Genomic DNA, 26,722 nt, shown 5'->3' with positions numbered 1-26,722 from the left:
CTTGATTTAACCATTTTGAGGCCACCATAGGGAAAAACGAGCACTGACATAGGCAGGACAAAATGCAGAATATCATCTCTATCGAGTGGTTTATGCTGGCCACACTTTGCTGCGCCACAGCAGCGGTTGCCGTCTGGTGGCTTTCTCCCGAGCAGAAATCAAAAGGTCTCGAGCAGGATCTTCTGATCGGCGATGGCCGCACCGATGCGGTTTTCCTCTTTGATGACACCAGCTTGATCGGCTGGTCCTCCGGCGCGCGTAAATTCATTGGCGATCACGCCGAACATTTCAGCTGGAACATGCTGCGTGACCAGCTGGCGCGCAACTATCCTGGCCTACCGCAAAGCCCTGGGTTTCTCAAAGACGTCGGCCCACTGGTCCTGTCAGGCACGGCCTCTGCCGAAAGCCGCGAAGCCCATTGCGAATGGATCGACGGCATCACCCGCGTGCAACTGCGTCGAAGCACCTTGGAAGAACAAAACAAATCGCTGGATCAGGAACTGACGACCCTGCGCGCTGCGGTGCATCAGGCTCCGTACCCTGTCTGGCTGCAATCCGACGAGGGTGCTGTCACCTGGTCGAACCTTGCCTATGACGATCTCAGCAACAAGATCCGGGGCCGAAATAGCGATTTTTCCGAGCCTTTGTTCACCAATCTGGATGAACCGAAATCCAGCGGCAAGCCCGAGCGCATCTCGATCCCGATGCCCGAAAGCACCAAACGTCTGTGGTATAATATTTCCACCACCGAAACCGAAGCCGGCTGGCTGTGTCACGCGGTGGATGTGAATGCCGTCGTCGATGCCGAAGCCGCCCAGCGCAACTTTGTGCAGACGCTGGCCAAAACTTTTGCCCAGCTTTCAATTGGTCTGGCGATCTTTGACCGCAACCGGCAACTGGTGCTGTTCAACCCGGTGCTGATCGACCTGACCGCCCTGCCGGCCAGCTTTCTCAGCTCGCGTCCGACACTCATGACCTTTTTTGATCGCCTGCGTGATCAACGCATGATGCCGGAACCAAAGAACTATTCCAGCTGGCGCCACCAGATCGAAGATCTGTTGAAGGCCGCCGCCGAAGGGCGCTATCAGGAAACATGGTCGCTGCCATCGGGCTCTGTCTATTCGGTGTCTGGTCGTCCGCATCCCGACGGTGCCATCGCCTTTTTGTTCGAAGACATCACCGCCGAAGTCACCCTGACCCGTCAATTCCGCTCTGAGTTGGAAATGGGCCAGTCGATCATGGATCAGATGGACGAGGCAATCGCCGTCTTCAACAATGATGGCACCATGAGTTTCTCCAACGAGGCCTATCACGGCCTGTGGAAAATGGATCCCGACGCCAGCTTTGCCAAGGTTTCGATCATGGATGCCGCGCGTATTTGGCAGGACACCTGCAGCGCCACCCCGGTCTGGGGTGAGATCCGCGATTTCGTTGCCGGCAGCGAGGCGCGCACGCCCTGGTGGTCCCAGGTACAGCTGCGCGATGGCACGCCGCTGCTGTGTAAAGTGAGCGCGGTCCAGAATGGCGCCACAATGGTCAGTTTCCAGACGCCGCAGCCTGCGCTGCCCCCAGCCGAGCAGCAGAAATTCGCCATCACGGATCAAAGCGGCTCTGCCTGATAATCCCGCCTGGTTAACCTTTAAAAACCAGGCGACATATCTCACGTCAAGACATTCAGGGGCGGGAACAGCACAGGTTGTTCCCGCCCCTTCTGACTTGCAGCGCCGCCGCACCAAAGGCATGGTGCTGGAATGACCAAACCCCCGCTTCCAATCCCTCCTGATGTCTCTGCAAAGCCGCCTCCCAGGCCATCCGTTGAGCCGCCTGTACGCAGCCCGTTTTCCTGCACCTTGTCCTCTGCTGAGGACACAACAGGTCTCGCGCAGCGTATCGCCCAACAGCTGCACCCCGGCGACTGCCTGTTGCTGGAAGGGCCGATCGGTGCCGGCAAAACGCATTTTTCCCGCAGCCTGATTCAATCGCTGATGGACAGTCCCGAAGATGTCCCCTCGCCCACCTTTACCCTGGTACAGACATATGACGTCAGCGCCGGTGAGCTGTGGCATGCCGACCTCTACCGCCTGTCGTCGCTGGATGAGATCGAGGAGCTTGGCCTGATTGATGCCTTTGACGATGCCATCTGTCTGATCGAATGGCCGGATCGGCTGGCAGAGCTTACTCCGCCGCAGGCCCTGCATCTGACGCTGGCCCTGGATCCATCAGACGAAGACGCGCGCCAGTTGACCCTGACCTGGAGCGATCCCCGCTGGCAAAGCCTGCTCGACGCCATAGGCCCAAAGATTGCTGGTGAAATTCCCCATGACTGATCGTGACACCCAGATCGCCGTTTTTCTTCAGCGCAGTGGCCGTGGCGACTGGCAGCGTGCCCCGCTTGCTGGCGATGCATCGATGCGGCGCTACGAACGCCTGACCAGTCCGAATGGCCGCAAACTTGTGTTGATGGACGCTCCTCCTGACACAGGCGAGGACATCCGCCCCTTCGTGCGCATTGCAGCCCTGTTGCGCAATCAGGGCATCAGCGCCCCCGCCATTCACAGCGAAGATGCACAAAACGGCTTTCTGCTGACAGAAGACTTAGGCGACGATCGGTTTTACGAGGTCATCAAGGAAGACCCCAATCAAGAACGCCCGCTCTACGAAGCCGCAGTTGACCTGTTGGTGGCGCTACATCGAGGGCCTGTTCCGAATCTCACCCCATTGACACCTCGCGCCCTATCACAGCTGTCGGGTTTGGTCATCGAACGCTACCGGGGCGGGATCCTTGGCGCTACCGATCCGGCCCTGCAACACCGCTTTGAGGCTGAATTCGACGCCATCCTGCGCCAGACCCTACGGGGCGACATGGTCATAGTTCACCGGGATTTTCATGCACAGAACCTGATGTGGCTACCGGATCGAGACGGCATTGCCCGCGTCGGAGTAATTGATTTTCAGGACGCCCATATCGGCCACCCGGCCTATGATCTGGTCTCGCTGTTGCAGGATGCGCGCCGCGATGTGTCCGCCGCCATCGAGATGCAGATGATCGACCGCTACATTGCCGCAACTGATCTGGATGCCTCCGGCTTTCGTGCCGCCTATGCGATGATCGGATTGCAGCGCAACCTGCGCATATTGGGAGTTTTTGCCCGGCTTTCGCTGGACCATGGCAAGGCGCAGTATATTGACCTGATCCCCCGGGTCTGGGGCCATGTCACCCGCGCATTGGAACACCCCGCCGTGGCACCGCTGGCAGACTGGCTGGTAGAAGAGCTGCCTGCTCCCACCCCCGAAAACCTTGCAAAGCTGCGTCCATGACCGACACCCCCACTCCGAATGTCATGCTCTTTGCTGCCGGCTTTGGCACCCGCATGAAGGCACTGACCAAGACCTGTCCGAAACCGATGATCCCGGTCGCAGGCCGCCCCCTGATTGATCATACGCTGGATCTGGCAAAGGCACTGAAGCCGGACCGGGTTGTCGCCAATCTGCACTATCTACCGGATGTCTTGACCAGCCATTTGACACCCCAGGATGTGCATCTCAGCCCTGAGATGCCCGAAGTTCTGGATACCGGCGGCGGGCTTCGTCATGCCCTGCCTCTGTTGGGGCCTGATCCGGTTTTTACCGCTAACACGGATGTGATCTGGAAAGGCACAAACCCCTTTGCCCTGGCGCTCCAGGCCTGGGATCCCGCCCGGATGGATGCCCTTCTGGTCTGCATCCCCTCTGCCCGCTGCTGGGGTCGCAAGGGAGCCGGAGACTTCTCTGCCGACACCGATGGGCGTCTCAGCCGGGGCGGTGATCTGGTCTATGGCGGCGTGCAGATTGTCAAAACAACCGGTCTTGCGGACATCCCTGACCCCGTGTTTTCGCTGAACCTGTTGTGGAACCAGATTGCGACACAGGACCGCCTTTTTGCGGTGGAATATCACGGCCACTGGTGCGATGTCGGCCATCCCGAAGGCATTGCTCTGGCAGAGGAATTGATAGCAGCAGATGTTGTTTGAACCACAAGACTCCCCGCGTATCTTTGCTGTCCCCAATGGGGTGGATTTCCCCCGTGCGTTGGCCCAAGGCCTGATCACCCGCAGTGAACCCCTGCCCCCCGAAGCGCTGGCACGGGTGGAACTGATCCTAAATCCCACCCGTATGGCCCGCCGTACCCGCCTCCTGTTCGAAGAAGGCCCGGCGCGGCTGCTGCCCCGGATGCGGCTGCTCACCGATCTTGCGCGCGAGGCCAGCCTGCAGGGGCTGCCCCCGGCCCTGCCACCGCTGCGCCGTCGTCTGGAGCTGTCGCAGCTGATCGCCAAACTGCTTGATGCGCAGCCCGATCTGGCGGCGCGGTCTTCGCTTTATGATCTGTCCGACAGCCTTGCCGGGTTGATTGATGAAATGCAGGGCGAAGGCGTCACCACCGATGTCATCCGAAATCTCGATGTCGCTGACCTGTCCGGCCACTGGTCTCGCGCGCAGGCCTTTATCGGCATCGCGGATGATTTCATCGCCAGCCACGATGGCGCTATGGATGCCGAGGCCCGGCAGCGTCAGGTGGTGCTGAACCTGATCGAGGCCTGGCAAGACAACCCACCCCAACACCCCATTATTCTGGCAGGTTCCACCGGGTCACGCGGCACCACGCTGTTGCTGATGCAAGCCATTGCCCGCCTGCCGCAGGGCGCCGTGGTACTGCCCGGCTATGATTTTGAACAACCGCCCGAGGTCTGGACCCATCTCCATGACGCGCTCACGGCAGAGGATCATCCGCAGTACCGGTTTGCCAAGCTGATCAACGATCTGGACCTGACGCCCAGTGATGTCAAACGCTGGACGCCAGATGCACCCAGCTGCATCGCCCGCAACCGGCTGGTATCCTTGGCGCTGCGCCCTGCGCCCGTCACCCATGCCTGGATGCGCGAAGGCCCCACGCTGCGCGATCTTGATCAGGCCTGCGCAGATGTGACTCTGGTCGAGGCCCCAAGCCCGCGATCCGAAGCGCTGGCCATCGCCCTGCGCCTGCGCAAGGCCGCCGAAGAGGGCAAGACCGCAGCTCTGATCTCGCCCGACCGCATGCTGACACGTCAGGTTTCGGCTGCACTGGATCGCTGGAATATCCTGCCCGACGATTCTGCCGGCCTGCCGCTGCAACTGACCCCTCCGGGGCGGTTTTTGCGCCACGTGGCAGAGCTGTTTTGCAAACCGCTCACGGCGGATGCCCTGCTGACCCTGCTGAAACACCCGCTCGCGCACGGCGGTAAAGTTAAAGAGGCTAAGCGTGGAACCCATGTACTGCATATGCATGATTTTGAGCTACACGTACGCGCAAAGGGCCCACCGTTCCCAGATAGCAAGAGTTTTCAAAAATTTTCCTGGATACATGAAAAAAATTCTCTCAAGAGAGGTTCCGCACCACTGCTTTCGGGATGGATTGACTGGCTAAGCCTGAACTTTTCCAGCCAACAAATACATGGCACCTTACCACTTACTGAGTGGGTTTCACGCCTGAGAAAACTAGCCGAAGCTATTGCAGCCGGAAGCCAAATCATGGACCCGAGCTTCAGCGGAACTCTTTGGAAGAAGAAAGCTGGCGAAGAAGCTATCAAAGCTATTGAAGAATTAGAAAACGAAGCCTCCTTTGGCGGTGAGATGTCTGCCCGTGATTTTGCAGATTTACTCTCAGCGATACTTTCCGACGCAAAGCGTGCGGTCCACGACTATGATGCGCCCTATGGATCGATCATGATCTGGGGCACGCTGGAGGCCCGGGTGCAGGGCGCTGATCTGGTCATTCTGGGCGGGCTGAACGAGGGCAGCTGGCCCGAAGCCGCCAGCCCCGATCCCTGGCTCAACCGACAACTGCGCCATCAGGCCGGGCTATTGCTGCCCGAACGCCGCATCGGTCTGTCGGCCCATGATTTTCAGCAGGCCGTGGCCGCGCCCGAGGTCTGGCTAACCCGTGCGGCCCGCTCGGATGAGGCCGATACCGTCGCTTCGCGCTGGTTGAACCGATTGACCAACCTGCTGTCGGGCCTGCCCGATCAGGGCGGGAGATCCGCGCTGGACGCCATGCGGGCGCGAGGCGCAGATTGGCTGGGCTGGGTCGCCGCCCTTGAGGCACCAACACCGCTTGCGCCTGCGGCGCGCCCGTCACCGCGCCCGCCCCTTGCGGCCCGCCCCCGCAGGCTGACCATCACCGAAATCCCCCGGCTGATCCGCGACCCCTATGCGATCTATGCCAAACATGTGCTACGCCTGCGGCCGCTGAACCCGCTGGTGCACGAACCCGACGCCCTGCTGCGCGGCACCGTGGTGCATGAAATCTTTGAGACCTTCATTCGTGACAGTCTGGAAGATCCCACCCGCCTGACGCAGGATCATCTGATTGAAACCGCCCGACAACTGCTGGAGCAAGAGGTCCCCTGGCCCGTCGCCCGCCTGTTGTGGCTGTCGCGGATCAAGCGGCTGGCAGCAGATTTCATCCTGTCTGAACAGGAACGCCAGTCCCGTGCGCGCCCGCTCAAGCTCGAAGTCATGGGCGAGGCCCGGCTGGATCCGCTGGATTTCGCCATCGCTTGCCGGGCTGACCGCATTGACCAGGATGAGCGCGGATTTTTGCATCTGTACGACTACAAAACCGGCGCGCCGCCTTCTGAGGCGCAGCAAAAGCGATTTGAAAAACAACTGCTGATCGAGGCCGCCATGGCCGAAGAAGGCGCCTTTGAAGACATCGGCCCCGCCGAAGTCGCCCGCGCCGCCTTTATTGGCCTTGGCACCAGTTTGAAAGAAGTCCCGGCCCCCCTCGGGGATGAACCACCCGCCAAGATCTGGGACGAACTGAAAGAGCTGATCGGTGCCTATTTCGAGCTGGATCAGGGCTATTCCAGCCGCCGCATGGTGCACCGTGATGATCTGGCTGGCGACTTTGACCACCTTGCCCGGTTTGGAGAATGGGATCGCAGTGCGACGCCGACACCAGAGGACCTGACATGAGCCGCCCTGCGACCAAAACCCGTGATGCCGCATCTGAGGCGCAGTTTCGCGCCGCCCGCCCCGATGCCTCGACCTGGCTGGCAGCCAATGCCGGCTCCGGCAAGACCAAGGTGCTGACAGACCGGGTGGCCCGGCTGTTGCTCAAAGGTGTACAGCCGCAGCATATCCTCTGCCTCACCTATACCAAGGCCGCCGCCAGCGAGATGCAGAACCGGCTGTTCAAACGTCTGGGCGAATGGGCGATGCTGGCGGATGAGCCACTGGTCGCCGCCCTGACAGAACTGGGCGCACAGGATGTCATCTCACCCGAGGGGCTGGCCCAGGCCCGCACCCTGTTTGCCCGCGCTATAGAAACCCCCGGCGGGCTTAAGATCCAGACCATCCATTCGTTTTGTTCGTCGCTGCTGCGCCGTTTCCCACTGGAGGCCGGCGTCAGCCCGCAGTTTTCGGAAATGGAAGACCGGGCATCGGCGCTATTGCGCGCTGAAATCGTCGAAGATTTTGCCAAGGGAGCACGCGCGCATCTGGTCGAGCCACTGGCGCGTCACGTCGGCGGCAGCGATTTCGAGGATCTGACCGCTGCCCTGTGCCAGCGACGCGCCGATTTTGACACAGCCCTGGACTGGGGGGATCTGCTGGCTCGGTTTGATCTGCTTGTCGGTTTTGATCAGGCCGCACTGGAACAGCTGGTGTTTATCGGCGGCGAGGCGGATTTGCTGGCGCGAACCCGTGATATGTTGGCAACAGGCGGCACCACCGATCAACGGGCCGCAGCTAAACTGGCTGGCATCTCCACACCAGCCCTCAGCGATCTGGCCACATTGGAAAGCGTGTTTCTAACCGGCGCCGGCGCCAAAGCGCCCTTTAGTGCCAAGGTTGGGTCCTTCCCCACCAAGAAACTACGCGAAAGCCACGCCAGCCTGATGGATCAACTGGAGCCTTTGATGCTGCGTGTTGAGGACGCCCGCGCCAAAAGGCTGGCGCTGGTGGCGGCGCAAAAATCACAGGACCTGCATCAATTCGCCCAGGCCTTCCTGCCGGAATATGAAGCGCGCAAGCAGCTGCGCGGCTGGCTCGACTTTGATGATCTGATCCTCAAGGCACGCGGGCTGCTGAATGACCCGGCAGTGGCGGCCTGGGTGCTTTATCGTCTGGATGGCGGTATCGATCATATTCTGGTGGACGAAGCCCAGGACACCAGCCCGGTGCAATGGGATGTGATCGAAAAACTGGCGCAGGAATTCACCGCCGGGATCGGCGCGCGATCGGATGTGGAGCGGACTATTTTCGTAGTCGGCGACAAGAAACAGTCGATCTATTCCTTTCAGGGCGCGGACCCCGATGCCTTTGACCGGATGCAGGTAGAATTTGCCGACCGTCTGGCAGAAACCGGCGCTGGCTTGCAAAATGCAGCACTGGAATTCTCGTTCCGGTCATCAGCTGCGATCCTGCGACTGGTGGATTTGGTGTTCAAGGACAGCCCGCGCGCCGGTTTTCACGCCGAAGCGCTGCACCGGGCCTTCAAATCCGACTTGCCGGGTCGGGTTGATTTGTGGCCAGTGGTGGAAAAATCCGAAGAGGACGACGACAGCGACTGGACTGATCCGGTCGACCGCCCCGGCAAGCGGCATCATACTGTGGTTTTGGCAGACCGCATCGCCAATCAGATCAAGACGATGATCGACAACAAAGCCACCCTGCCCATTGATGGTCCAAAAGGGCCGGATGGCCAGATGACCTTTCAGCGTCGCCCCGTGCATGCGGGCGATTTCCTGATTCTGGTGCAACGCAGGTCAGAGCTGTTTTCCGAAATCATCCGCGCCTGCAAAAAGGCAGACCTGCCGATTGCCGGCGCAGACCGCCTGAAGGTCGGCGCAGAGCTGGCGGTCAAAGACATCGCATCGCTGTTGTCGTTCCTGTCGACGCCCGAAGATTCGCTGGCCCTGGCCGAGGCGCTGAAATCGCCGCTGTTTGGCTGGTCCGAACAGATGCTGTTCGATTTGGCCCATCGTCGTGACGGGCGTCAGCATCTTTGGGCCGCCTTGCGGGACCGCAACACCGAATTTGTCGATACGATGGCCGTGCTCGACGATCTGCGCGACCAGACCGACTTCCTGCGGCCCTTTGATCTGATCGAACGCATCCTGACCCGCCACAAGGGGCGACAGAAACTGCTGGGCCGTCTTGGCCCCGAGGCCGAAGATGGCATCAATGCGCTGCTCAGTCAGGCCCTGGCCTATGAGCACTCGGACATACCCAGCCTCACCGGGTTTCTGGTCTGGATGCAGACCGATGATCTGGAGATCAAACGCCAGATGGGCGCCTCGGGCGATATGATCCGGGTGATGTCGGTCCATGGCTCCAAAGGGTTGGAAGCGCCAATCGTGATCCTGCCCGACACTGCCAAACGCCGCGCGCCAACCGATGCCGAAATCATGGTCGCCGAGGGCACCCCCCTGTGGAAACTACCCAAAGACCAGATGCCAGATCTGCTGACTACGGCCCGCGAGGCAGCACAGGAAAAACAACAAAACGAACGCCTGCGGCTGCTGTATGTTGCGCTGACCCGTGCCGAAAAATGGCTGATCGTTGCCGCCGCCGGGGATTTGTCCAAGGAAGGCGACAGCTGGTATCAACGGGTTGAGGCAGCCCTAACCGAGGGTGGTGCCAGCGCCTGTGATCTGCCCGGTGGTCAGGGGCTGCGGCTGGAACACGGCAACTGGGAGGGGCTGGAATTTGTCCCGCATGAGGTCGTAAGCCAGCCTCTGCCCAGCCTCCCTGCGACCTTTGAGAAAACGGCTCCGGATTACATCGCGCCGGAGCCTGCCATCAGCCCCTCGGATTTGGGGGGCGCCAAGGCCCTGCCGGGTGATCAGGGGCTGGATGAGGAGGCCGCCAAGGCCCGCGGCACCCGGCTGCATTTGTTGCTGGAATACCTGCCCGGCCAGCCCGCGGATAGCTGGGAGGCGCTTGCAGATCGCCTGTTGCCCAGTGCCCCAGACACGGCGGAACTACTGGCGGAAGCGTGCGCGGTGCTGACATCGCCGGACCTGGCAGCGGTCTTTGTGCCGGATACGCTGGCAGAGGTTGCGATCACGGCCGACCTGGATGGTAAGCGCCTCTATGGTACTATCGACCGTCTGATTGTTACCCCAGAAAAAATCATCGCAGTGGATTTCAAATCCAATGCGCGGGTGCCGGATAAGGTGGCCGCCTGCCCTCTTGGCCTGTTGCGGCAGATGGGCGCCTATGCCCATGCGCTGGCACAGATTTATCCCGACCGCGAGATCGAAACAGCGCTCTTGTGGACCCGGACTGCCCGCCTTATGCCGCTGCCGCACGATGTTGTGACAGATGCGCTCTTCCAGAAGCTGGAACCTTGACGATCCGTTAAGCCCTACCTAGGTTCCCCTTCAGTTGCCATAGATCTCAGGAGACATGAACATGTCCACCGTAGCCGTCACCGACGAAACATTTGACGCCGAAGTCAAGAACTCCTCTGTCCCCGTAGTGGTGGATTTCTGGGCCGAATGGTGTGGTCCGTGCAAACAGATCGGCCCTGCGCTGGAAGAACTGTCCGCAGAGTACGGCGACGCTGTAAAAATCGTCAAAGTTGACGTCGACAGCAACCCGAACGCCGCCGCCGCCATGGGCGTGCGTGGTATTCCCGCACTGTTCATCTTCAAAGACGGTCAGGTTGTTTCCAACCGTGCCGGCGCTGCCCCAAAGGCCGCACTGCAAAGCTGGATCAACGATTCCATCTGATCAAAGCGATCACCAAGTTTCAAAGGCGCTCTCTGCGGGGGGCGCCTTTTTCATTTCAAGGACATATTATGACCCCAGATTTTCTCCAAAAGGCCATTGCTATCTGTGACGACAAAATTGCCAAAAAGGGCGAAGGTGTCGGCCTCTCTTTTTATGCCTTTTTCAAAAACCGCAATGGTGGATCCAGACGCATGAGCTGGATCATTTCGAAAAAGCGGTAAAAATCCGCGAAATGCTGATATCAGGCGTCTAGAACATCTGGCCCAAGACACAGCCAAATCTGGACCTTTTCTTTCCCCGCCCATTTAGTCACTTTGACGCGAAGGCACGGCGTAAAGACACTGGGAGACAGGCATGGCTAAAACGCGGGTATTGGTGGAATTCGGCATGGGCACCTCGCTCAGACGCGAGGACTACACGGAGGCCGCAAAACGCGCCATCAAGGACGCGCTTTGGCATAATTCGGTCAGCCTTGCAGAGCTGTTTGATTTCCCCAAAGAAGCGATGATCATCGACGCCGAAATCGGCGTGGCCAAGCCGGATCAGGTCGATGTCGCAGCGCTCAAGCAGATCTTTCCCTATGGCCAGCCCAACATCCGCGTCACCGAGGGCGGGCTGGATGTGGACAAGCCCCATGCAGATGGGCGCACAGTGATCGCCAATGCAGCGGTGATCGTCTCTTTTGATATGGAGGCTTTGTCATGAGTGAAAAACGCATCATTCTGGAGATGGGCACCGGCAACGATCTCTATGGTCAGGACTATACTAAAGCGGCGCGACGTGCGGTTCAGGATGCGCTGCACCATTCCTCGATCACCTTGTTTTCCAAGCTTGGGATCGATCACAGCGAAATGCGGGTCATGGTCACTATCGCGGTGCAGGATCCTGACAAGGTGGATTGTGATCTGGTTGCCGCCGATCTGCCGCGTGGCCGGGCCGAGGTGCGTGCCGTCAAAGGCGGGCTCAACGTCACGGATGCGGAATCGGACGCAGTCCATGTGGTCGCCACCGCCGCAATCTCGGCCTGGCTGCCGGATCAGGCCGACAACTACCGTCTCAACACCTGAAAAAGACAAAGCCGCCCCAGATCGGAGCGGCTTATCTAAACTGGTACTTCTGTACGCAGGATGCCAAGCTTACAGCTTGGCGATATCTGCTTCGGTCACGCCGATGTCTTCCAGCTGCGCGGCCGAGAGCTGGCTCAGCGCATTGCGGGTCTGGCGGGCTTCGTTCCACTCAACCAGGTTGGTTTTGAGGTTGAAGATACCGTCTACCAGACGAAGAACGGAGACTGCGCCCAGCGGCGCATGGAGGTTTGCGGTCGTCATTGCACTAGTCCTTTTAGTTCAATCGTATTTGAATTTCGAGAAGGTCTGGCTGTTTCTCAGCCTGTGACCCTCATGTAGGAGAGCTTGCTGAGTCTCACAATTGCCCGTTTTACAGTCCCGCAATGCGCGTATTGCATAGCAAGTTAGCAGTTTATAAACGCACCCACGTTCGACACGGCGCATTCATCTCGTAAACGAATACGCAAACAGGTGACCGTTCTATTGGGCTGGTCAAAACGCCTGCCCAATCCGATGCCGCATTTCTATACAGGATCAGGCAACGCACAAAGAGCGCTGACCTTGTGTCGCGCCAGGGATGGTTCCATATAGGATGCAAAGAAATTGGAGGCATGAATGGCAGAGGATCAATTCCCCGGCTGGCACGGAACCACCATCATTGGTGTCAAAAAGGACGGCGTTGTCGTCATCGCCGGCGACGGGCAGGTGTCCCTGGGGCAGACCGTGATCAAAGGCAGCGCGCGCAAAGTGCGCAGGTTGTCACCCGGTGGTTTTGATGTGGTTGCAGGATTTGCCGGCTCCACCGCCGATGCCTTTACCCTGCTGGAACGGCTTGAGGCCAAGCTGGAGGCAACCCCCGGCCAGCTGGCGCGTGCCAGTGTCGAGTTGGCCAAAGACTGGCGCACTGACAAATACCTGCAAAAGCTCGAGGCAATGCTGATCGTGTCGGACGGGGCAGACATGTTCGTTATCACCGGCGCCGGCGATGTGCTGGAACCTGAACATGATGTCGCTGCCATCGGTTCTGGCGGAAACTTTGCTCTTGCTGCGGCACGAGGCATGATGGACAGCGACCGCGACGCGGAAGCAGTTGCCCGTGATGCCATGGCGATCGCCGCCGATATCTGCGTCTATACCAATGGCCGCCTGACGGTTGAAACCATCTCTGCTACTGACGCCACGCCGGAGATCTGATGTGAGCGAGCTCGACCAGAATGACATCCGGGCCGCCGTTGGCTCCGGCCTGCTGAACGAAGCCCAGGCGGCCTCGCTTCTGGCCATGGCGCATAGTCGGCGCGGCGCGCGCGAAGGCCTTGCCGAAGGCGATGAACCCTTTGAGCTGTTCAAAGGGTTCAACGAGATCTTTATCGTCATCGGCATGCTCATTCTGGCCTCCGGCTGGGCGGCTGTGACGGCGGCCTATATCTCTGGCAACCTGGGCGGCTATATCGACAAGACTATCTATTCCGCTGCCCTTGCCGCTTTGGTGCTATGGGGGTTGGCCGAGTATTTCATCCGCCGCCGCCGCATGGTGGCCCCGGCGATTGCTCTTTCGCTGCTTTGGGCCGCCAATGCCGGCGCCGGCATCACGGCGGGTTTTTCTGAACCCTTCATGGTAGCGCAGAATGACTATTCCAGTCTGCCGCTGCCGATGGCCTTGACCACAGTGGCTGTGGCCCTGTTCTGGTTTCGCTTTCGGGTGCCCTTTGCCATGGCGCTGATTGCGCTGGGGATCTTTTGCGTCGCCCTGATGCTGGCAGCGCAACAGGCAGGCAGCCCGGCCGGGATCAGTGATTTCTTCCTGTTTTCCGCCTCTGGCCCCTTTGCCTGGGTCACGCTGCTGGTTGGCTTTGCAGTTTTCGCCGTTGCGATGCTGTTTGATTTGAGTGATCCACATCGGGTAACACGCCGATCTGCGCAGGGCTTCTGGCTGCATGTGGTTGCGGCCCCAGCCCTGGTGAACACCATCGCGCTGAGCCTGCTGGAAAACGGTACTTCTGCAGCACATCTGCTGCTTGTCGCTGTTTTGCTATGCTTTGCGCTGGTGGCTATCGTTATTGACCGCCGGTCTTTCCTGATTGCCGCCATTGGCTATAGCGTTACCCTGGCAGGCACCGTTTTTGACGGCGAAGGTGCTGCAATGACCATCCTTGTGCTGGGTGTTTTCCTAGTGATCCTTGGCGCCTTCTGGGCCCGGATCCGCGCCGCCCTGCTCTCCCCTCTCTCCAGGGTGCTGCCGCTTGACCGGCTGCCGCCTTCCCACTGAATCGAGACCTGCCATGACTGACCTGACCCCCCGCGAAATCGTCTCTGAACTGGACCGGTTCATTATCGGCCAGAACGATGCCAAACGCGCCGTTGCCGTGGCCCTGCGCAACCGGTGGCGCCGCAAGCAGCTGCCCGATGATCTGCGTGACGAGGTTTACCCGAAAAACATCCTGATGATTGGCCCCACCGGGGTTGGCAAAACCGAGATATCGCGCCGTCTGGCAAAACTGGCCCGCGCGCCTTTCATCAAGGTCGAAGCCACCAAGTTTACCGAAGTCGGCTATGTTGGCCGTGACGTGGAACAGATCATCCGTGATCTGGTCGACAGCGCCATTTCGCAGACCCGCGAATTCATGCGCGAAGACGTCAAAGCCAAGGCGCATCAAGCGGCCGAGGAACGGGTGATCACTGCACTGGCCGGCGAAGATGCACGCGAGGCCACCCGGGAGGTGTTCCGCAAAAAGTTGAAATCCGGCGAGCTGGACAATTCCCTTATCGAGCTGGATGTCGCGGACACCTCCAACCCGATGGGGAACATGTTTGAAATTCCCGGCCAGCCTGGCAACAACATGGGAATGATGAACCTTGGCGATCTGTTCGGCAAGGCAATGGGTGGGCGCACCCAGCGCAAGAAGATGACTGTAGCCGAAAGCTATGAAGTGCTGATCAGTGACGAGGCCGACAAGCTGCTGGATGATGAAATCGTCACCCGCACGGCACTGGAATCGGTGGAACAGAACGGCATCGTCTTCCTGGATGAGATCGACAAGGTCTGTGCACGCTCGGACGCGCGCGGTGGCGATGTCAGCCGCGAAGGTGTGCAACGTGACCTGCTGCCATTGATCGAAGGAACCATCGTCAGCACCAAACATGGGCCGATCAAGACCGACCATATCCTGTTCATTGCCTCCGGTGCGTTTCACATCGCAAAACCATCGGACCTTTTGCCCGAACTGCAGGGGCGACTACCGATCCGGGTCAATCTGCGCGCCCTGAGCGAGAAGGATTTCGTCCGCATCCTGACCGAAACCGACAACGCCCTGACCCTGCAATATTCGGCCTTGATGAGCACCGAAGAGGTCAAGGTCAGCTTTACCGAGGATGGGATTGCAGCCCTGGCCAAGATCGCCGCCGAAGTGAACCAATCGGTGGAAAATATCGGTGCGCGCCGCCTGTATACGGTGATCGAGCGGGTGTTTGAGGAGCTTTCCTTTTCGGCCCCGGATCGGGCCGGAGAAGAGATCACCGTCAATGCCAGCTTCGTCAACAAACACCTGGGTGAGTTGGCCAGCAAAAGCGATATGAGCCGCTACGTGCTCTGACTTTTCGCTTCGACAGCGAAAAGGAAAAGCTCTGGTTTTCAACGCGCCGCAGGCAGGGTAGCCTGCGGCAACGTCGAACAGGAATTTTCTATGTCATTTTTGCGTATCGTTTCCGGGTTTTGTATTTTTCTGATCATGGGCTGCACCGACCGTAGTTTTAGCCCGATTACCCCAGAAGCGCTGGAGATTGGCACGGCAAAGACCATATTTGCCGCCACCAATCGCGTCATGCTCGAAGATGGCTCTTTTGGACCTGCACGCAGCGAAGATTTCAGCCTGTTGGAACTCACGGTTTCGATCCCGCCAAGCCATACACCCGGAAATCTGGAATTTGGCTATGCCGACCCCGATCCAAAGACCGAGTTCACCCTGGCCGCCCGACGTCAGTTTTCTACCGCAGGCGCTTTTGACGCAAGGTTGCTCCAAGAGCTTAACCAGTTTCCCCCTGACGAACGCGATGTGACGGTGTTTGTTCATGGATATAACTCTACCCAGGCCGAAACCGCCTTTCGTGCCGCGCAACTCACCCATGACATCGACACACCTGGTGCGACAGTGATTTATTCCTGGCCCAGCCTCGGCAGTCCGCTGGGCTATGCATATGATGGTGATAGTGTGCTTTTCGCCCGCGATGGTTTGGAAAAGCTGCTGCGCCATCTGGAAACCACGGGTGCCCGGCGCATTGTTCTTGTTGCCCATTCGATGGGGTCCGTTCTGGCCATGGAAACCCTGCGCCAAATCGAAATAAAATCTCCCAATTGGTCCAGCCGAAACCTGGGCGGGGTTATCCTGATGTCTCCTGATCTGGATGTGGACGTTTTTCGCAGCCAAATGGTACGGTTTGGAAAAGTCCCACAGCCATTTTTGGTGTTTGTGTCGCGCAAAGACACCATCCTCAATATCTCGCGGCGCATCCGCGGCACCCATAGCCGGGAACGTCTGGGAAATATTAGTGCGCTCGATATGGTGTCGGATCTTCCTATCGAGATTATTGATACCACAGCCTATGCGGACGAAGCAGAATCCGGGCATTTTGTCGCCGCGACTTCGCCCGCGTTATTGTCATTGCTAAATGCAGCTAGCGAGACAGCCGACGCTTTCCAGCGTGATCGCGACTCGTTTGTCCTGAATGAGTTTCTTCCGGGGCCCATCATTCAGGATGGCGCGGTAACCAAAGTATCATTGATCGTTCAGGGCGGTGGCTATCGCTAAGAGGCAGACCCCCTAGCGGTTCCGCCGCAGATAGACATAGTAAGCCCCTTCGCCGCCATGGCTGACATGGGCGGGTGTGACCTGCAAAACAGCCTGCGCTAACGGGGGCAGGGCCAGCCATTGCGGGACATGATGGCGCAGAATGCCGCGCGGCACCGGCATTGGACCGGGTTCATCACGATCCTTGCCCTTGCCTGTCACCACCAGCACCAGACGTTTTCCCGAGGCCTGCGCCGTCAGGATGAACCGGGTCAGCGCAGGGTGCGCGCCGTCAACACGCATACCGTGCAAATCAAGCTTTCCCTCTGGCTTCAGCTTGCCCCGCTTCATACGACGAAAGGCTTTTTCGTCCATTTGCACCGGATTTGCCGCCAACGCCCTGGCGGGCGCTGGCTTCAGATCATGACGTGCCGGTTTTGTCTTGGCGCGGCTGCCCAGCTCAAAGACCTCCAGCAGGTTCTCTGACCGAGGTTGGGGTGGTTTCGCCGGTTTAGGCTTTGGCAGCGGCAGGGCAGGCGGCTGCGAATGGCTGCCCGGATGCAGCCGTTCGGCGTGTTCTACCACTTTGTGCCAAAGATCGACCTCTTCAGAAGTCAGCTTGCGCCTGGTCATCAGAAATCTTCCGGCAAAAGCGCAAAGGCGCGCTGAATGGGCAGCAGGACGACCATCCGGCCCGGGTCGCGCAGCCGACCTGCAGCCTGACCAGCGCTGTCGCCTGTACCAAAAAAGACATCAGCCCGTTGTGCGCCCTTGATCGCTGATCCGGTATCTTGCGCAATCATCAGACGGCGCAATCTGGTTTCACCGTCCTTTTCAAGCCAGACAGGCGCGCCCAGAGGCGTGAATTTCGGATCAACCGCCAGACTGCGCATTGCAGTGACTGACCGGTTCATCGCCCCAAGCGGGCCTTTGGAAGGGCGAATTTTCCGGATTTCGCGGAAAAACACGTAGGAGGGATTATGCAACAGCAGCTCTTTGCCATCCAGGGGATTGCGCCGCACCCAGGCTTTGATCACCTGAGCGCTGACCTGATGCGCCTTGTAGATGCCACGGCGCACCATTTCCGTCCCGATGGACCGGTAAGGATGGCCATTGGCGCCTCCGTATCCTACCCGCACTGAACCACCGTCAGCCATGCGAATGCGGCCAGACCCCTGAATTTGTAGAAAGAACAGTTCAACCGGGTCGTCAACCCAGGCAATTTCCAGCCCGCGCCCGCTCATCACGCCACTGTTCAGAATGTCGCGGCGCGCCAGCCAGGGACTGTTGCGCTTAGCTTCAGGGGGCATTTTGTAGACCGGATACCGGTAGCGATCCGACCGGTAGCGCGCGCCATCGAGTTCAGGCTCAAAGTAACCTGTGAACAGCGCTTTAGCGCCATCCTCGATCAGGATGGGGCGGAAGAACAGTTCAAAGAAGTGCCGCGCCCCGGCCGGGTCCTGTGATTGCGCCACGGCACAGAGATTTTGCCAGTCCTGATCTTTGAGATCCGGACAAGTTTCGAGAAAGACCTTCAAAGCGGCAGCGTGATTATCCTTTTCCCAGCCATCAAGCTCGGAAAAGGATAACATACTATGGCTCGTCTCGGCATCTGCGCCAGAGACGGTCAGACCAGAAGCAGTCATGGCAGCCCCTATAAGTACCGCTGCCCGGAATACATCCCGGAGCGCCGCAATCATCCGTCCGTGGCCACCAACTGCCAGTTCGGATCATCAACACCCATGCTGCGTGCAAAGACCCAGCTGTCTTTTTGACGTTTGACAGCCTTGGGATCGCCTTCGACGATCTCGCCATCCCGGTTGCGCACGACCGAAGTCATCTCACCGACAAAACGCATGGTGATTTCCGCCACGCGGGTTGTTTCGTCAAAGCTGGCATTGATCAGTGCAGTTTCACGAACACCGATGAATTCAGCCTCGATCGTCAGACCCTGATCTTCGCGCGCGGCGACGGCCTCGACAAAGCTGTCAAAGACATCTTCGGCCAGAAACGGCTGCAGATTGTCCAGCTCACCTTTTTCAAACCCCATCAGGATCATTTCATAGGCACCACGGGCGCCCTGGACGAATTCACCCACCTGAAACGATGGCTCTGCGCGTTTCATCGCAGCAAGAGCCGTCGCCTGAGCGGTGCCATCTTCGACGTAGTCGGTAATATCGTGGTCAGGTCCGCCTTCGATCACTTCGAAATCGGGGCGGCGGCTGGGCTTTTCTGCGGGCATTTCAGGTGGTTTTTCGAACCCTTCACGGGTGCCCAGAACGCTTTTCAAACGCAGGATCAAAAACACCGCTATACCGGCCAATACCAAAAGCTGAATCAAGGGCGACTCCATAAGAACCTCTCGCTGGGCATGCATGCCTGGTTTGAAACCCAGGCGGTCTGTCCTTATGTAGGTGCTCAAGGGTGGCAAGTCTACCGTACAGCGTGTGATCAGAGGAAACCGCCAAATGTATCTTTTTCTCGCCTTTCTGATGGTACCTCTCATTGAAATTGGCCTGTTCATTCAAGTGGGTGGCGCTATTGGGCTGTGGCCAACGCTGGCAATTGTTGTGCTGACTGCAATTCTTGGCACCTCGCTGGTGCGATCGCAGGGCCGTATGGCACTGGGGCAGATGCGCAATTCCTTTCAATCCTTGTCTGATCCGGCGGAACCTCTGGCCCATGGGGCGATGATCCTGTTTGCCGGGGCCTTGCTGCTGACACCCGGTTTTTTCACCGATGCTGTTGGCTTTGCGCTGCTGATGCCGCCGGTGCGAATGGCTGTTTACCGCTATATCAGCAAGCGCGTCACGGTGGCGCAGTTCCAGATGGGGCCGGGTTCCATGCAAGGACGCCACTATCCCGGTGATACCAATCATCCGCCAAGGGGTGGCGGAGATGTAATCGACGGTGACTTTGAAGAAGTCACGCCCAAAGATCCGTCAGACAGGGCATCTCGTCGCCCGTCCGGGTGGGTCGAAGGACCGAAATAGGCGCACAAATCATCGCTCTTTCTCCTGACCGTTGAGATACATGATCCAAGCTGATAAGCACGGGCCAAACAGATTTTTTCAGGAGTATCTCAATGGCCGAAAATGGCGCAACCGAGGGCACACAGCAGCCCCAAGTCCAGATGAACATCATGGGCCAGTACATTCGCGATATGTCGTTTGAAAACGTCATGGCGCAAAAAGGTGCTGGCGGCGAAGTTCAGCCTGATGTCAATGTCTCGGTCAATCTGGATGCAAAGAAGCGCTCGGTTGAAAACCAGTATGAGGTGATGACCAAGCTGAACATCGAGTCCAAAAACAAAGAGGGCGGCGACGTTCTGTTTGTGCTGGAGCTGGAATATGTCGGCGTTTTCAACATCTCTGGTGTTCCCGAAGACCAGCTGCACCCCTTCCTGTTGATCGAATGCCCCCGCATGACATTCCCGTTCCTGCGCCGCATCGTGTCAGACATCACCCGTGACGGTGGCTTCCCGCCGCTGAACATGGACAACATTGATTTCGTTGCAATCTACCGCAACGAGCTGGCCCGCCGTCAGGCCGAAGCCGCGCCACAGCAGTAATCCTTAACTGCAATCGACAGATAAAGAAAAGCGCCGCTGGGACATCCCGGCGGCGCTTTTTCTAAGCAGGTGATGTGGAAAGCCAGCTTTTGGATCACCCGGAGTTTTGGTTCCACAGTGCTCCATCGCCGAGGTTTGCAACGAAGGTCTCATGTGCCTCGGCCTCAGCAACTGTTAGACGTGATGGCAGCGGGGTCGGGCGCGGGGTCGGGCGCCAGTCGTCCGCCGCCGGGCCAGCCGCACTGCCACCAACAGAGGTCGAAAGCCCAAAATCGGGCTGCCTGCCACCGATCAATTCAAGATAGACCTCGGCCAGAATTTCGGAATCGAGCAGGGCCCCGTGCAGCGTCCGGTTGCTGTTGTCGATCTGAAACCGGCGACACAGGGCATCCAGCGTCGCAGGTGAGCCCGGATAGCGTTTGCGGGCAATCGCCAGGGTATCCAACGCCTGTTCCATCGGCAATTGCGGCAAGTTCATCCAGCCTAGTTCTGCATTCAGGAACTTCATGTCAAAGCTGGCGTTGTGGATCACCATCCGGGAATCGCCGACAAAATCCAGGAAGCTTTGCCCAACTTTGGAAAAGACCGGCTTGTCCCGCAAAAGGATCTGACCTTTTTCAGGTTTCTGCGGAGGCTCCAGCAGGTCGGGGCCGATGCCATGCACGCCAAAGGCTTCATGCGGCATGCTGCGTTCGGGATAGATATACTCGTGAAAAGTCTTGCCGGTCGGCATATGGTTGAACAGCTCAACCGCGCCGATCTCTACGATGCGATCGCCGGAAAATGGATCAAAACCAGTGGTTTCCGTATCGAGTACGATTTCACGCATCTGCCGGTGTCTTTCTGTTCTGGATCTTCGTTCTGATATCTTTCAACACGTCTGCCACCTGCTTAGCGGCATGGTCTGGTGTGTCGGTTTCGATCACATAGTCGGACCGCGCGCATTTTTCAGCAATCGGCATCTGTTTGGCAAGAATCTGCGCAAACTGCGCTGCACTCATGGTGCCGCGCTCCATCACCCGTGTGCGCTGAGTTGCAGCGTCTACATGCACGCAGGCCACCGCATCCATCGCAGCATCCCCACCAGTTTCAAACAGCAGCGGGATATCAAACACCAAAATATCGCTGGTCGCCTGATCCCGAAATGTCTTGCGATCCTGTGCAAGTAGCGGGTGGACGATGGTTTCGATCAGTTTCAAGGCCGAATGATCTGCACCGATGATCTGTTTTAACGTGTCCCGGCTCACTGCTTCGTCGACTACAGCGGTCGGAAAAGCTGCCTGCATCGGGGCCACCGCAGCGCCGCCAGCAGAATACAGCCGGTGCACCGCCGCATCTGCATCCCAAACCTCGCAACCGGCAGCGGCAAAAATCTTCGCGGTGGTGCTTTTGCCCATCCCGATAGAGCCGGTGAGTCCCAGAAGAAATGTCATCTGATGGCTGCCGCCCGCGTCGCAGCATCAACATCGGGGCGCTGGCCAAACCAGCGCTCAAATCCGGGCACCGCCTGATGCAGTAACATGCCAAGCCCATCAACCACCGTACAGCCGACTTCTTCTGCGGTTTGCAGCAGATGGGTCTTGAGCGGTGTGTAAATAAGATCCGTAACAACCATCTCCGGGCGCAATCCGTCCAGAGGCACCCGAAGACGCGGCTTGCCAACCATGCCCAGCGAGGTGGTGTTCACCACAAGAGTTGCGTCTTCGATGATATTGCCGGCCTGGACCCAATCGACGACGCGGATCCGCTTGCCGAATTCCTTTTGCAACTGCTCGGCGCGTTCGCGGGTACGGTTGGTCAGCATGATTTCCGGAGTACCGCCCTCCAGCAGCGACGCAACAACCGCGCGGCAGGCGCCACCAGCCCCCAAAACGGCCGCAGGACCACTGGTCGGATCCCAATTTGGCGCGCCTTGATGTAGATTGGTAATAAACCCATAACCATCTGTATTATCAGCCAAAATACTTCCATCACTGCGAAATATCATGGTGTTTGCCGCACCCATCAGTTTGGCCCGGTCGGTAACCTTGTCGGCGATTTTCATCACTGCTTCTTTGTGCGGGATCGTGACATTTGCCCCGACAAATCCGGCCTTGGGCAGGGTACGGATCACGGTTTCCAGATTTTCTGGTTCCACATGCATCGGTACATAGTGCCCGGCAATCCCATGGGCCGTCAGCCAATGGCGTTGCAACTGCGGCGATTTTGAATGCGCCACAGGGCAGCCGATCACACCGGCGAGGGGGATCTTTTTATCACTCATTGATCAATTACTCCCTGTAGTCCCAGGTAGTTGAGCAGTTCTACCAGAGGTAGCCCCAAAACGTTAAAGTAACTACCTTCGATATTGGAAAACAAGCGAACACCTTCTTCTTCGAGCTTATAGGCACCGACCGCATGCTGGATGCTATCCCAGTTTCGCGCCACATAGGATGTGAGATAGGCGTCTGAGCTGTCATGCATACGCAGCCTGACCTGACCGACGTGACGCCAAATCGGTTCGCCATCTCGATAAATCACCGCCGCCGACAGCAACATGTGGCGTTTGCCCCGCATTTGCTTAAGCTGTTCCAGGGCGTCTTCAGGGCTCGTGGGTTTTGACAGTAGCTGATTTTCAAGATCCAGAACCTGATCACAGCCAAGAACCAGAACCCCTGGGTGTTTCGCGCTCACCTTTCTGGCCTTCGCCTCGGCCAGCGCATCCGCAATATCGCGCGGGCTGGCGCCTTCGGCCAGCAATGCGGCCTTTATGGCCTCTTCATCAACGCGAGCGACGGCGACCTCGAACGGGACCGCCGCCTGACGCAAAAGCTGGGCACGGATCTGAGAGCCGGAGGCCAGCAGGATGTGGGCAGACATGTGGAAAACCCCATGGAAAAGATGCGCAAAGTTCTAGGACGGTTTGTATGGTTTTCCCGCGTTTTGGCAAGTGCACAGGAGATCAGCGAATTCCGCCGATCTCTTCGCTGATTCCTCCTCGGGGGATTGGGATAACTTTGAAATCCGGGATATCTTGGATCTCCACGATTTCTCCAGAAGTTATCCCCACAGAAACCTTCCTTAACAGAAGGTTAATTTCCCTTATTATTAAAGCCGTTAACCAAAGTGTCACCAATGTGGCCGCCGCCGGACTGGAATCTTGTTCACACTGGGGATAAGCCAAGGAAGGACTCGATAATCCACTGAAAATCAGTGCCCCTACAAAAACATCATCCTTAAAATCTTTCTTTATTATATTAAGGGTGGCCTATCAGAGCGAAAGAGACTGACCGCATGGACCTGAGCGACTGGATGTTCACCCTCTACCCATATGCCAAGTCGCTGCACATCATGGCAGTGCTCAGCTGGATGGCTGGTTTGTTCTATCTCCCACGTTTGTTCGTGTATCACGTGGAACAGGCTGAGAAGGTTCCTGAAAGCCTTTCGATCTTTGTCACCATGGAAGACAAACTGCACCGGTTGATCATGAAACCGGCAATGATGGCGACCTGGGGCGCTGGTCTGTTCATGGTGGCCACACCTGGGATCGTCGACTGGAGCTATATCTGGCCCTGGAGCAAGGGTCTGGCGGTGATTGGCATGACCTGGTTCCACTATTGGCTTTTGAAGCGACAGAGAGGCCTTGCTGCAGGTGAAAACAAGCTGTCTGGTCGACAGTACCGCATGATGAACGAAGTCCCGACCCTGTTGATGGTAATCATCGTGGTCTCGGTGATCTTCAAGTTTTGACAGCGACAATGGTGCGGTCTAGCAGTGCCCGTCCTCTCACCCGCTCTGAGAGCCGTTATGAGCGCTGTTAAGCCGTGCCTGCGGTGGTCTGGTTACATCGTTTGACTTAGCAGGGCAGAGCCCCTATGTATGGCGCCCAACAGGCCCGTCCGGGCCCTCGTGTTCTCCAGAACTTGATAAGAAAACCTCTCCCCGAGCACCCGGGGCATAAGGGCCATATATTGATGACCGTCGAATCCCTCAATCTGTCTGATCTCAAGGCGCAAAGCCCGAAAAACCTTTTGGCTATGGCCGAAGAGCTTGAGATCGAAAACGCCTCGACCATGCGCAAGGGCGAGATGATGTTCCAGATCCTGCGGGAACGCGCGGACGAAGGCTGGGAAATCGGTGGTGATGGCGTGTTGGAGGTTCTGCAGGACGGATTCGGCTTCCTGCGCTCGCCCGAAGCCAACTATCTGCCGGGTCCGGATGACATTTATGTTTCTCCTGACATGATCCGCAAACATTCGCTGCGTACGGGTGATACCATCGAAGGCCAGATCAAGGCACCGCTTGAGGCAGAACGCTATTTCGCTATGACCAGCGTCACTAAGATCAACTTTGAGGATCCTGAAAAAGCGCGCCACAAGATTGCTTTTGATAACCTCACCCCCCTTTACCCGGACGAACGTCTCAAGATGGAAGTGGAAGACCCCACCATCAAGGACCGTTCGGCGCGGGTGATTGATTTGGTTGCCCCCATTGGTAAAGGCCAGCGTTCTCTGATCGTGGCGCCGCCACGGACTGGTAAAACTGTGATTTTGCAGAATATTGCCAATTCGATCGAGAAGAACCCCCCAGAGTGCTAGCTGATCGTTCTGCTGATTGATGAACGCCCTGAGGAAGTCCCCGACAGGCAGCGTTCGGTCAAAGGAGAGTTTGTCTCCTCCACCTTTGATGAGCCCGCCACACGCCACGTTGCTGTGTCTGAAATGGTGATCGAAAAAGCCAAGCGTCTGGTCGAACATAAGCGAGATGTTGTTATCTTGCTTGATTCGATCACAAGGCTTGGTAGAGCCTTCAACACTGTCGTGCCGTCTTCCGGTAAGGTTCTGACTGGTGGTGTCGATGCCAACGCCCTTCAACGCCCCAAGCGGTTCTTTGGTGCAGCGCGTAACATCGAAGAAGGTGGATCGCTCACCATTATCGCCACCGCGCTGATCGACACTGGAAGCCGGATGGACGAGGTGATCTTTGAAGAATTCAAAGGGACAGGTAACTCTGAACTGGTTCTGGATCGTAAGATCGCGGATAAACGCGTCTTCCCGGCGATCGATATTCTCAAATCGGGCACCCGGAAAGAAGAGCTCTTGGTTGATAAGGGCGACCTAGCAAAGACCTTTGTTTTGCGGCGAATTCTCAACCCTATGGGCACCACGGATGCGATCGAGTTCTTGTTGGGTAAGCTAAAGCAGACTAAATCGAACTCCGATTTCTTCGATTCGATGAATACCTAAAACCCGGGCCGGCAGAAGAGGAAGGCCAACATGGACACGATCTTTGCGTTGGCCTCCGCTCAGGGGAAGGCCGGGGTTTCTGTAATTCGCATCTCTGGGCCTCTGGCGTTGGAGACGTCGAATCAGATCTGCGATCATCCTCTGCCGGCAAAGGGCAGGGGGCTGCGCGTTATCCAGGATGCGCAAGGTGATCCTCTGGACGAGGCACTTGTGCTCTCCTTTGCGGCTCCCGCGAGCTTCACTGGAGAAAATATCGTTGAATTTCAGGTACATGGAAGCACTGCAGTGGTTTCTGCGGTACTCGATGCACTGTCGGCAAGGCCTGAGTTGCGCATCGCAGAACCCGGGGAATTCACCCGGCGTGCGTTGGAGAATGGTAAACTGGATCTAGCACAGGTCGAAGGCCTTGCAGACCTGATCGACGCTGAGACCGAAGCACAAAGAAAACAGGCGCAGGTCATACTGGCAGGTGGATTGGGGCAACTTGCAGAGCGTTGGCGCACAGATCTGATCCGTGCTGCCTCTTTGATTGAAGTGACCATTGATTTTGCTGATGAAGATGTGCCCGTTGATGTGACACCCGAAGTTGTAGAGTTGTTGTCTGGTGTTGAAAATGATCTGAGAAGAGAGACATCTGGAGTTCAGATTGCCGAACGTATCCGTGAGGGATTCGAGGTGGCCATCATCGGCGCACCAAACGTCGGAAAATCTACTCTTCTCAATGCGTTGGCGGGACGTGAGGCAGCAATTACTTCTGAGTATGCTGGAACTACGCGCGACGTTATTGAGGTTCGTATGGATCTTGCTGGCCTGCCTGTTACTTTGCTTGATACGGCTGGCCTGCGCGAGACTGAGGATCATGTCGAAGGTATCGGTATAGCCCTGGCTCGGAAACGGGCGGATCAAGCAGATCTCCGGGTGTTTCTTGCAGAACCGGGCGAGATCCTGGATATGGAGATGCAGCCGGGGGATATCCGGCTAGCTCCTAAAGCGGACAAACGCGAAGATCAGGCTGGGGCAATCTCGGGAAAGACAGGGCAGGGCCTTGATCAGTTGGTTGAGCATGTTTCTACTGTTTTGAAAACGAGATCGACGCAAGTGGGTATTGCAACCCGCGCAAGGCATCGCGATATGATGGAAAACGCCTTGACCAGTTTAGCCGAGGCACAAGTGGTCTTGCGGCGCGGATCAGAATTCTATGATATCGCGGCCGAAGATATGCGGTCTGCCATTCGATCACTGGAAATGCTTGTTGGTCGTGTCGGCGTTGAAAATCTGCTGGATGAAATATTCTCCAGTTTCTGTTTGGGAAAATAGGGAGTG

At 57.8% G+C, this 26,722-nt stretch carries 25 protein-coding genes and 2 pseudogenes; 19 read left to right on the top strand and 8 right to left on the bottom strand.

What is annotated here, in order from left to right; translation table 11 throughout:
- The first annotated feature begins 62 nt into the window (after positions 1-62).
- From PH5382_RS02385 to PH5382_RS02340, 10 genes and pseudogenes are all read left to right on the top strand, one after another.
- Positions 63-1,619: a PAS-domain containing protein gene (locus PH5382_RS02385; protein WP_058332754.1), complete on the top strand. Its 1,557-nt coding sequence runs from the start codon at positions 63-65 to the stop codon at positions 1,617-1,619.
- 132 nt (positions 1,620-1,751) lie between these two features.
- Complete coding sequence (gene tsaE / locus PH5382_RS02380; protein ID WP_082645543.1) at positions 1,752-2,327, top strand: tRNA (adenosine(37)-N6)-threonylcarbamoyltransferase complex ATPase subunit type 1 TsaE; 576 nt, start codon at positions 1,752-1,754, stop codon at positions 2,325-2,327.
- Positions 2,320-3,318 carry an aminoglycoside phosphotransferase family protein gene (locus PH5382_RS02375; RefSeq protein ID WP_058332752.1) on the top strand — a complete coding sequence of 333 codons (999 nt, stop codon included), beginning with the start codon at positions 2,320-2,322 and terminating at the stop codon, positions 3,316-3,318. The genes tsaE and PH5382_RS02375 overlap by 8 nt, the downstream gene beginning before the upstream one ends.
- Entirely contained in the window at positions 3,315-4,010 is a 696-nt protein-coding gene (locus tag PH5382_RS02370) for a nucleotidyltransferase family protein (protein ID WP_231751774.1), read from the top strand. The genes PH5382_RS02375 and PH5382_RS02370 overlap by 4 nt, the downstream gene beginning before the upstream one ends.
- Positions 4,000-6,990, top strand: a complete 2,991-nt coding sequence (gene addB, locus PH5382_RS02365) for a double-strand break repair protein AddB (protein WP_082645542.1) — start codon at positions 4,000-4,002, stop codon at positions 6,988-6,990. Before PH5382_RS02370 ends, addB begins: the two co-directional genes overlap by 11 nt.
- Positions 6,987-10,373: a double-strand break repair helicase AddA gene (gene addA / locus PH5382_RS02360; protein ID WP_058332751.1), complete on the top strand. Its 3,387-nt coding sequence runs from the start codon at positions 6,987-6,989 to the stop codon at positions 10,371-10,373. Before addB ends, addA begins: the two co-directional genes overlap by 4 nt.
- A gap of 61 nt (positions 10,374-10,434) precedes the next feature.
- The gene (gene trxA / locus PH5382_RS02355) at positions 10,435-10,755 is read left to right on the top strand and encodes a thioredoxin (RefSeq protein WP_058332750.1); all 321 of its coding nucleotides are present in this window, start codon (positions 10,435-10,437) and stop codon (positions 10,753-10,755) included.
- A 68-nt stretch (positions 10,756-10,823) separates the two neighbouring features.
- A pseudogene (locus PH5382_RS20280) lies at positions 10,824-11,008 on the top strand (DUF6500 family protein).
- A gap of 101 nt (positions 11,009-11,109) precedes the next feature.
- Entirely contained in the window at positions 11,110-11,460 is a 351-nt protein-coding gene (locus PH5382_RS02345; RefSeq protein ID WP_058332749.1) for a Lin0512 family protein, read from the top strand.
- Complete coding sequence (locus PH5382_RS02340) at positions 11,457-11,822, top strand: Lin0512 family protein (RefSeq protein ID WP_058332748.1); 366 nt, start codon at positions 11,457-11,459, stop codon at positions 11,820-11,822. Before PH5382_RS02345 ends, PH5382_RS02340 begins: the two co-directional genes overlap by 4 nt.
- A gap of 69 nt (positions 11,823-11,891) precedes the next feature.
- Here the strand turns inward: PH5382_RS02340 and PH5382_RS02335 are convergent, their stop codons facing one another.
- The gene (locus PH5382_RS02335; RefSeq protein WP_058332747.1) at positions 11,892-12,083 is read right to left on the bottom strand and encodes a DUF1127 domain-containing protein; all 192 of its coding nucleotides are present in this window, start codon (positions 12,081-12,083) and stop codon (positions 11,892-11,894) included.
- A 354-nt stretch (positions 12,084-12,437) separates the two neighbouring features.
- Here PH5382_RS02335 and hslV point away from each other — a divergent pair, with 354 nt between their 5' ends.
- From hslV to PH5382_RS02315, 4 genes are all read left to right on the top strand, one after another.
- A complete protein-coding gene (gene hslV / locus PH5382_RS02330) occupies positions 12,438-13,016 on the top strand; it encodes an ATP-dependent protease subunit HslV (protein WP_058332746.1) in 579 nt (192 codons plus the stop codon).
- Position 13,017: 1 nt separating this feature from the next.
- Positions 13,018-14,088, top strand: a complete 1,071-nt coding sequence (locus PH5382_RS02325) for a hypothetical protein (protein ID WP_058332745.1) — start codon at positions 13,018-13,020, stop codon at positions 14,086-14,088.
- Between the two features lie 13 nt (positions 14,089-14,101).
- A complete protein-coding gene (hslU, locus tag PH5382_RS02320; RefSeq protein ID WP_058332744.1) occupies positions 14,102-15,412 on the top strand; it encodes an ATP-dependent protease ATPase subunit HslU in 1,311 nt (436 codons plus the stop codon).
- A 90-nt stretch (positions 15,413-15,502) separates the two neighbouring features.
- Positions 15,503-16,624 carry an alpha/beta hydrolase gene (locus tag PH5382_RS02315; RefSeq protein WP_058332743.1) on the top strand — a complete coding sequence of 374 codons (1,122 nt, stop codon included), beginning with the start codon at positions 15,503-15,505 and terminating at the stop codon, positions 16,622-16,624.
- A 12-nt stretch (positions 16,625-16,636) separates the two neighbouring features.
- Here the strand turns inward: PH5382_RS02315 and PH5382_RS02310 are convergent, their stop codons facing one another.
- Genes PH5382_RS02310 through PH5382_RS02300 form a run of 3 tightly spaced genes read right to left on the bottom strand, consistent with a single transcriptional unit; the run spans position 16,637 to position 18,956 of the window.
- Entirely contained in the window at positions 16,637-17,236 is a 600-nt protein-coding gene (locus tag PH5382_RS02310; protein WP_058332742.1) for a Smr/MutS family protein, read from the bottom strand.
- Entirely contained in the window at positions 17,236-18,303 is a 1,068-nt protein-coding gene (locus PH5382_RS02305; RefSeq protein WP_058332741.1) for a murein transglycosylase A, read from the bottom strand. Before PH5382_RS02305 ends, PH5382_RS02310 begins: the two co-directional genes overlap by 1 nt.
- On the bottom strand, positions 18,300-18,956 hold the full coding sequence (locus PH5382_RS02300; protein ID WP_058332995.1) for a Tim44/TimA family putative adaptor protein: 657 nt from the start codon (positions 18,954-18,956) through the stop codon (positions 18,300-18,302). The genes PH5382_RS02305 and PH5382_RS02300 overlap by 4 nt, the downstream gene beginning before the upstream one ends.
- Positions 18,957-19,071: 115 nt before the next feature.
- Here PH5382_RS02300 and PH5382_RS02295 point away from each other — a divergent pair, with 115 nt between their 5' ends.
- On the top strand, positions 19,072-19,596 hold the full coding sequence (locus PH5382_RS02295; RefSeq protein ID WP_058332740.1) for an FxsA family protein: 525 nt from the start codon (positions 19,072-19,074) through the stop codon (positions 19,594-19,596).
- Positions 19,597-19,688: 92 nt separating this feature from the next.
- The gene (secB, locus tag PH5382_RS02290; RefSeq protein WP_058332739.1) at positions 19,689-20,174 is read left to right on the top strand and encodes a protein-export chaperone SecB; all 486 of its coding nucleotides are present in this window, start codon (positions 19,689-19,691) and stop codon (positions 20,172-20,174) included.
- A 94-nt stretch (positions 20,175-20,268) separates the two neighbouring features.
- On the opposite strand, the gene dnaQ is transcribed toward secB, so the two are convergent.
- From dnaQ to PH5382_RS02270, 4 genes are read right to left on the bottom strand one after another with little or no spacing between them, the layout of a single operon-like run.
- Entirely contained in the window at positions 20,269-21,003 is a 735-nt protein-coding gene (dnaQ, locus tag PH5382_RS02285; protein WP_058332738.1) for a DNA polymerase III subunit epsilon, read from the bottom strand.
- The gene (coaE, locus tag PH5382_RS02280) at positions 20,996-21,607 is read right to left on the bottom strand and encodes a dephospho-CoA kinase (protein ID WP_058332737.1); all 612 of its coding nucleotides are present in this window, start codon (positions 21,605-21,607) and stop codon (positions 20,996-20,998) included. Before coaE ends, dnaQ begins: the two co-directional genes overlap by 8 nt.
- The gene (locus tag PH5382_RS02275) at positions 21,604-22,437 is read right to left on the bottom strand and encodes a shikimate dehydrogenase (RefSeq protein WP_058332736.1); all 834 of its coding nucleotides are present in this window, start codon (positions 22,435-22,437) and stop codon (positions 21,604-21,606) included. Before PH5382_RS02275 ends, coaE begins: the two co-directional genes overlap by 4 nt.
- Complete coding sequence (locus PH5382_RS02270) at positions 22,434-23,033, bottom strand: Maf family protein (RefSeq protein ID WP_058332735.1); 600 nt, start codon at positions 23,031-23,033, stop codon at positions 22,434-22,436. Before PH5382_RS02270 ends, PH5382_RS02275 begins: the two co-directional genes overlap by 4 nt.
- Positions 23,034-23,447: 414 nt before the next feature.
- On the opposite strand from PH5382_RS02270, the gene PH5382_RS02265 reads away from it, so the two are divergent.
- From PH5382_RS02265 to mnmE, 3 genes and pseudogenes are all read left to right on the top strand, one after another.
- A complete protein-coding gene (locus PH5382_RS02265; RefSeq protein WP_058332734.1) occupies positions 23,448-23,903 on the top strand; it encodes a CopD family protein in 456 nt (151 codons plus the stop codon).
- A gap of 224 nt (positions 23,904-24,127) precedes the next feature.
- Positions 24,128-25,399: pseudogene (gene rho, locus PH5382_RS02260) on the top strand (transcription termination factor Rho).
- A 30-nt stretch (positions 25,400-25,429) separates the two neighbouring features.
- Entirely contained in the window at positions 25,430-26,716 is a 1,287-nt protein-coding gene (mnmE, locus tag PH5382_RS02255) for a tRNA uridine-5-carboxymethylaminomethyl(34) synthesis GTPase MnmE (RefSeq protein ID WP_058332733.1), read from the top strand.
- Positions 26,717-26,722 lie beyond the last annotated feature (6 nt).

This window comes from Phaeobacter sp. CECT 5382, assembly GCF_001457775.1.
Classification (GTDB): Bacteria; Pseudomonadota; Alphaproteobacteria; order Rhodobacterales; family Rhodobacteraceae; genus Pseudophaeobacter.
The sequence above is the reverse complement of the archived record's forward strand: the minus strand, read 5'-3'. Positions and strand labels throughout refer to the sequence as shown.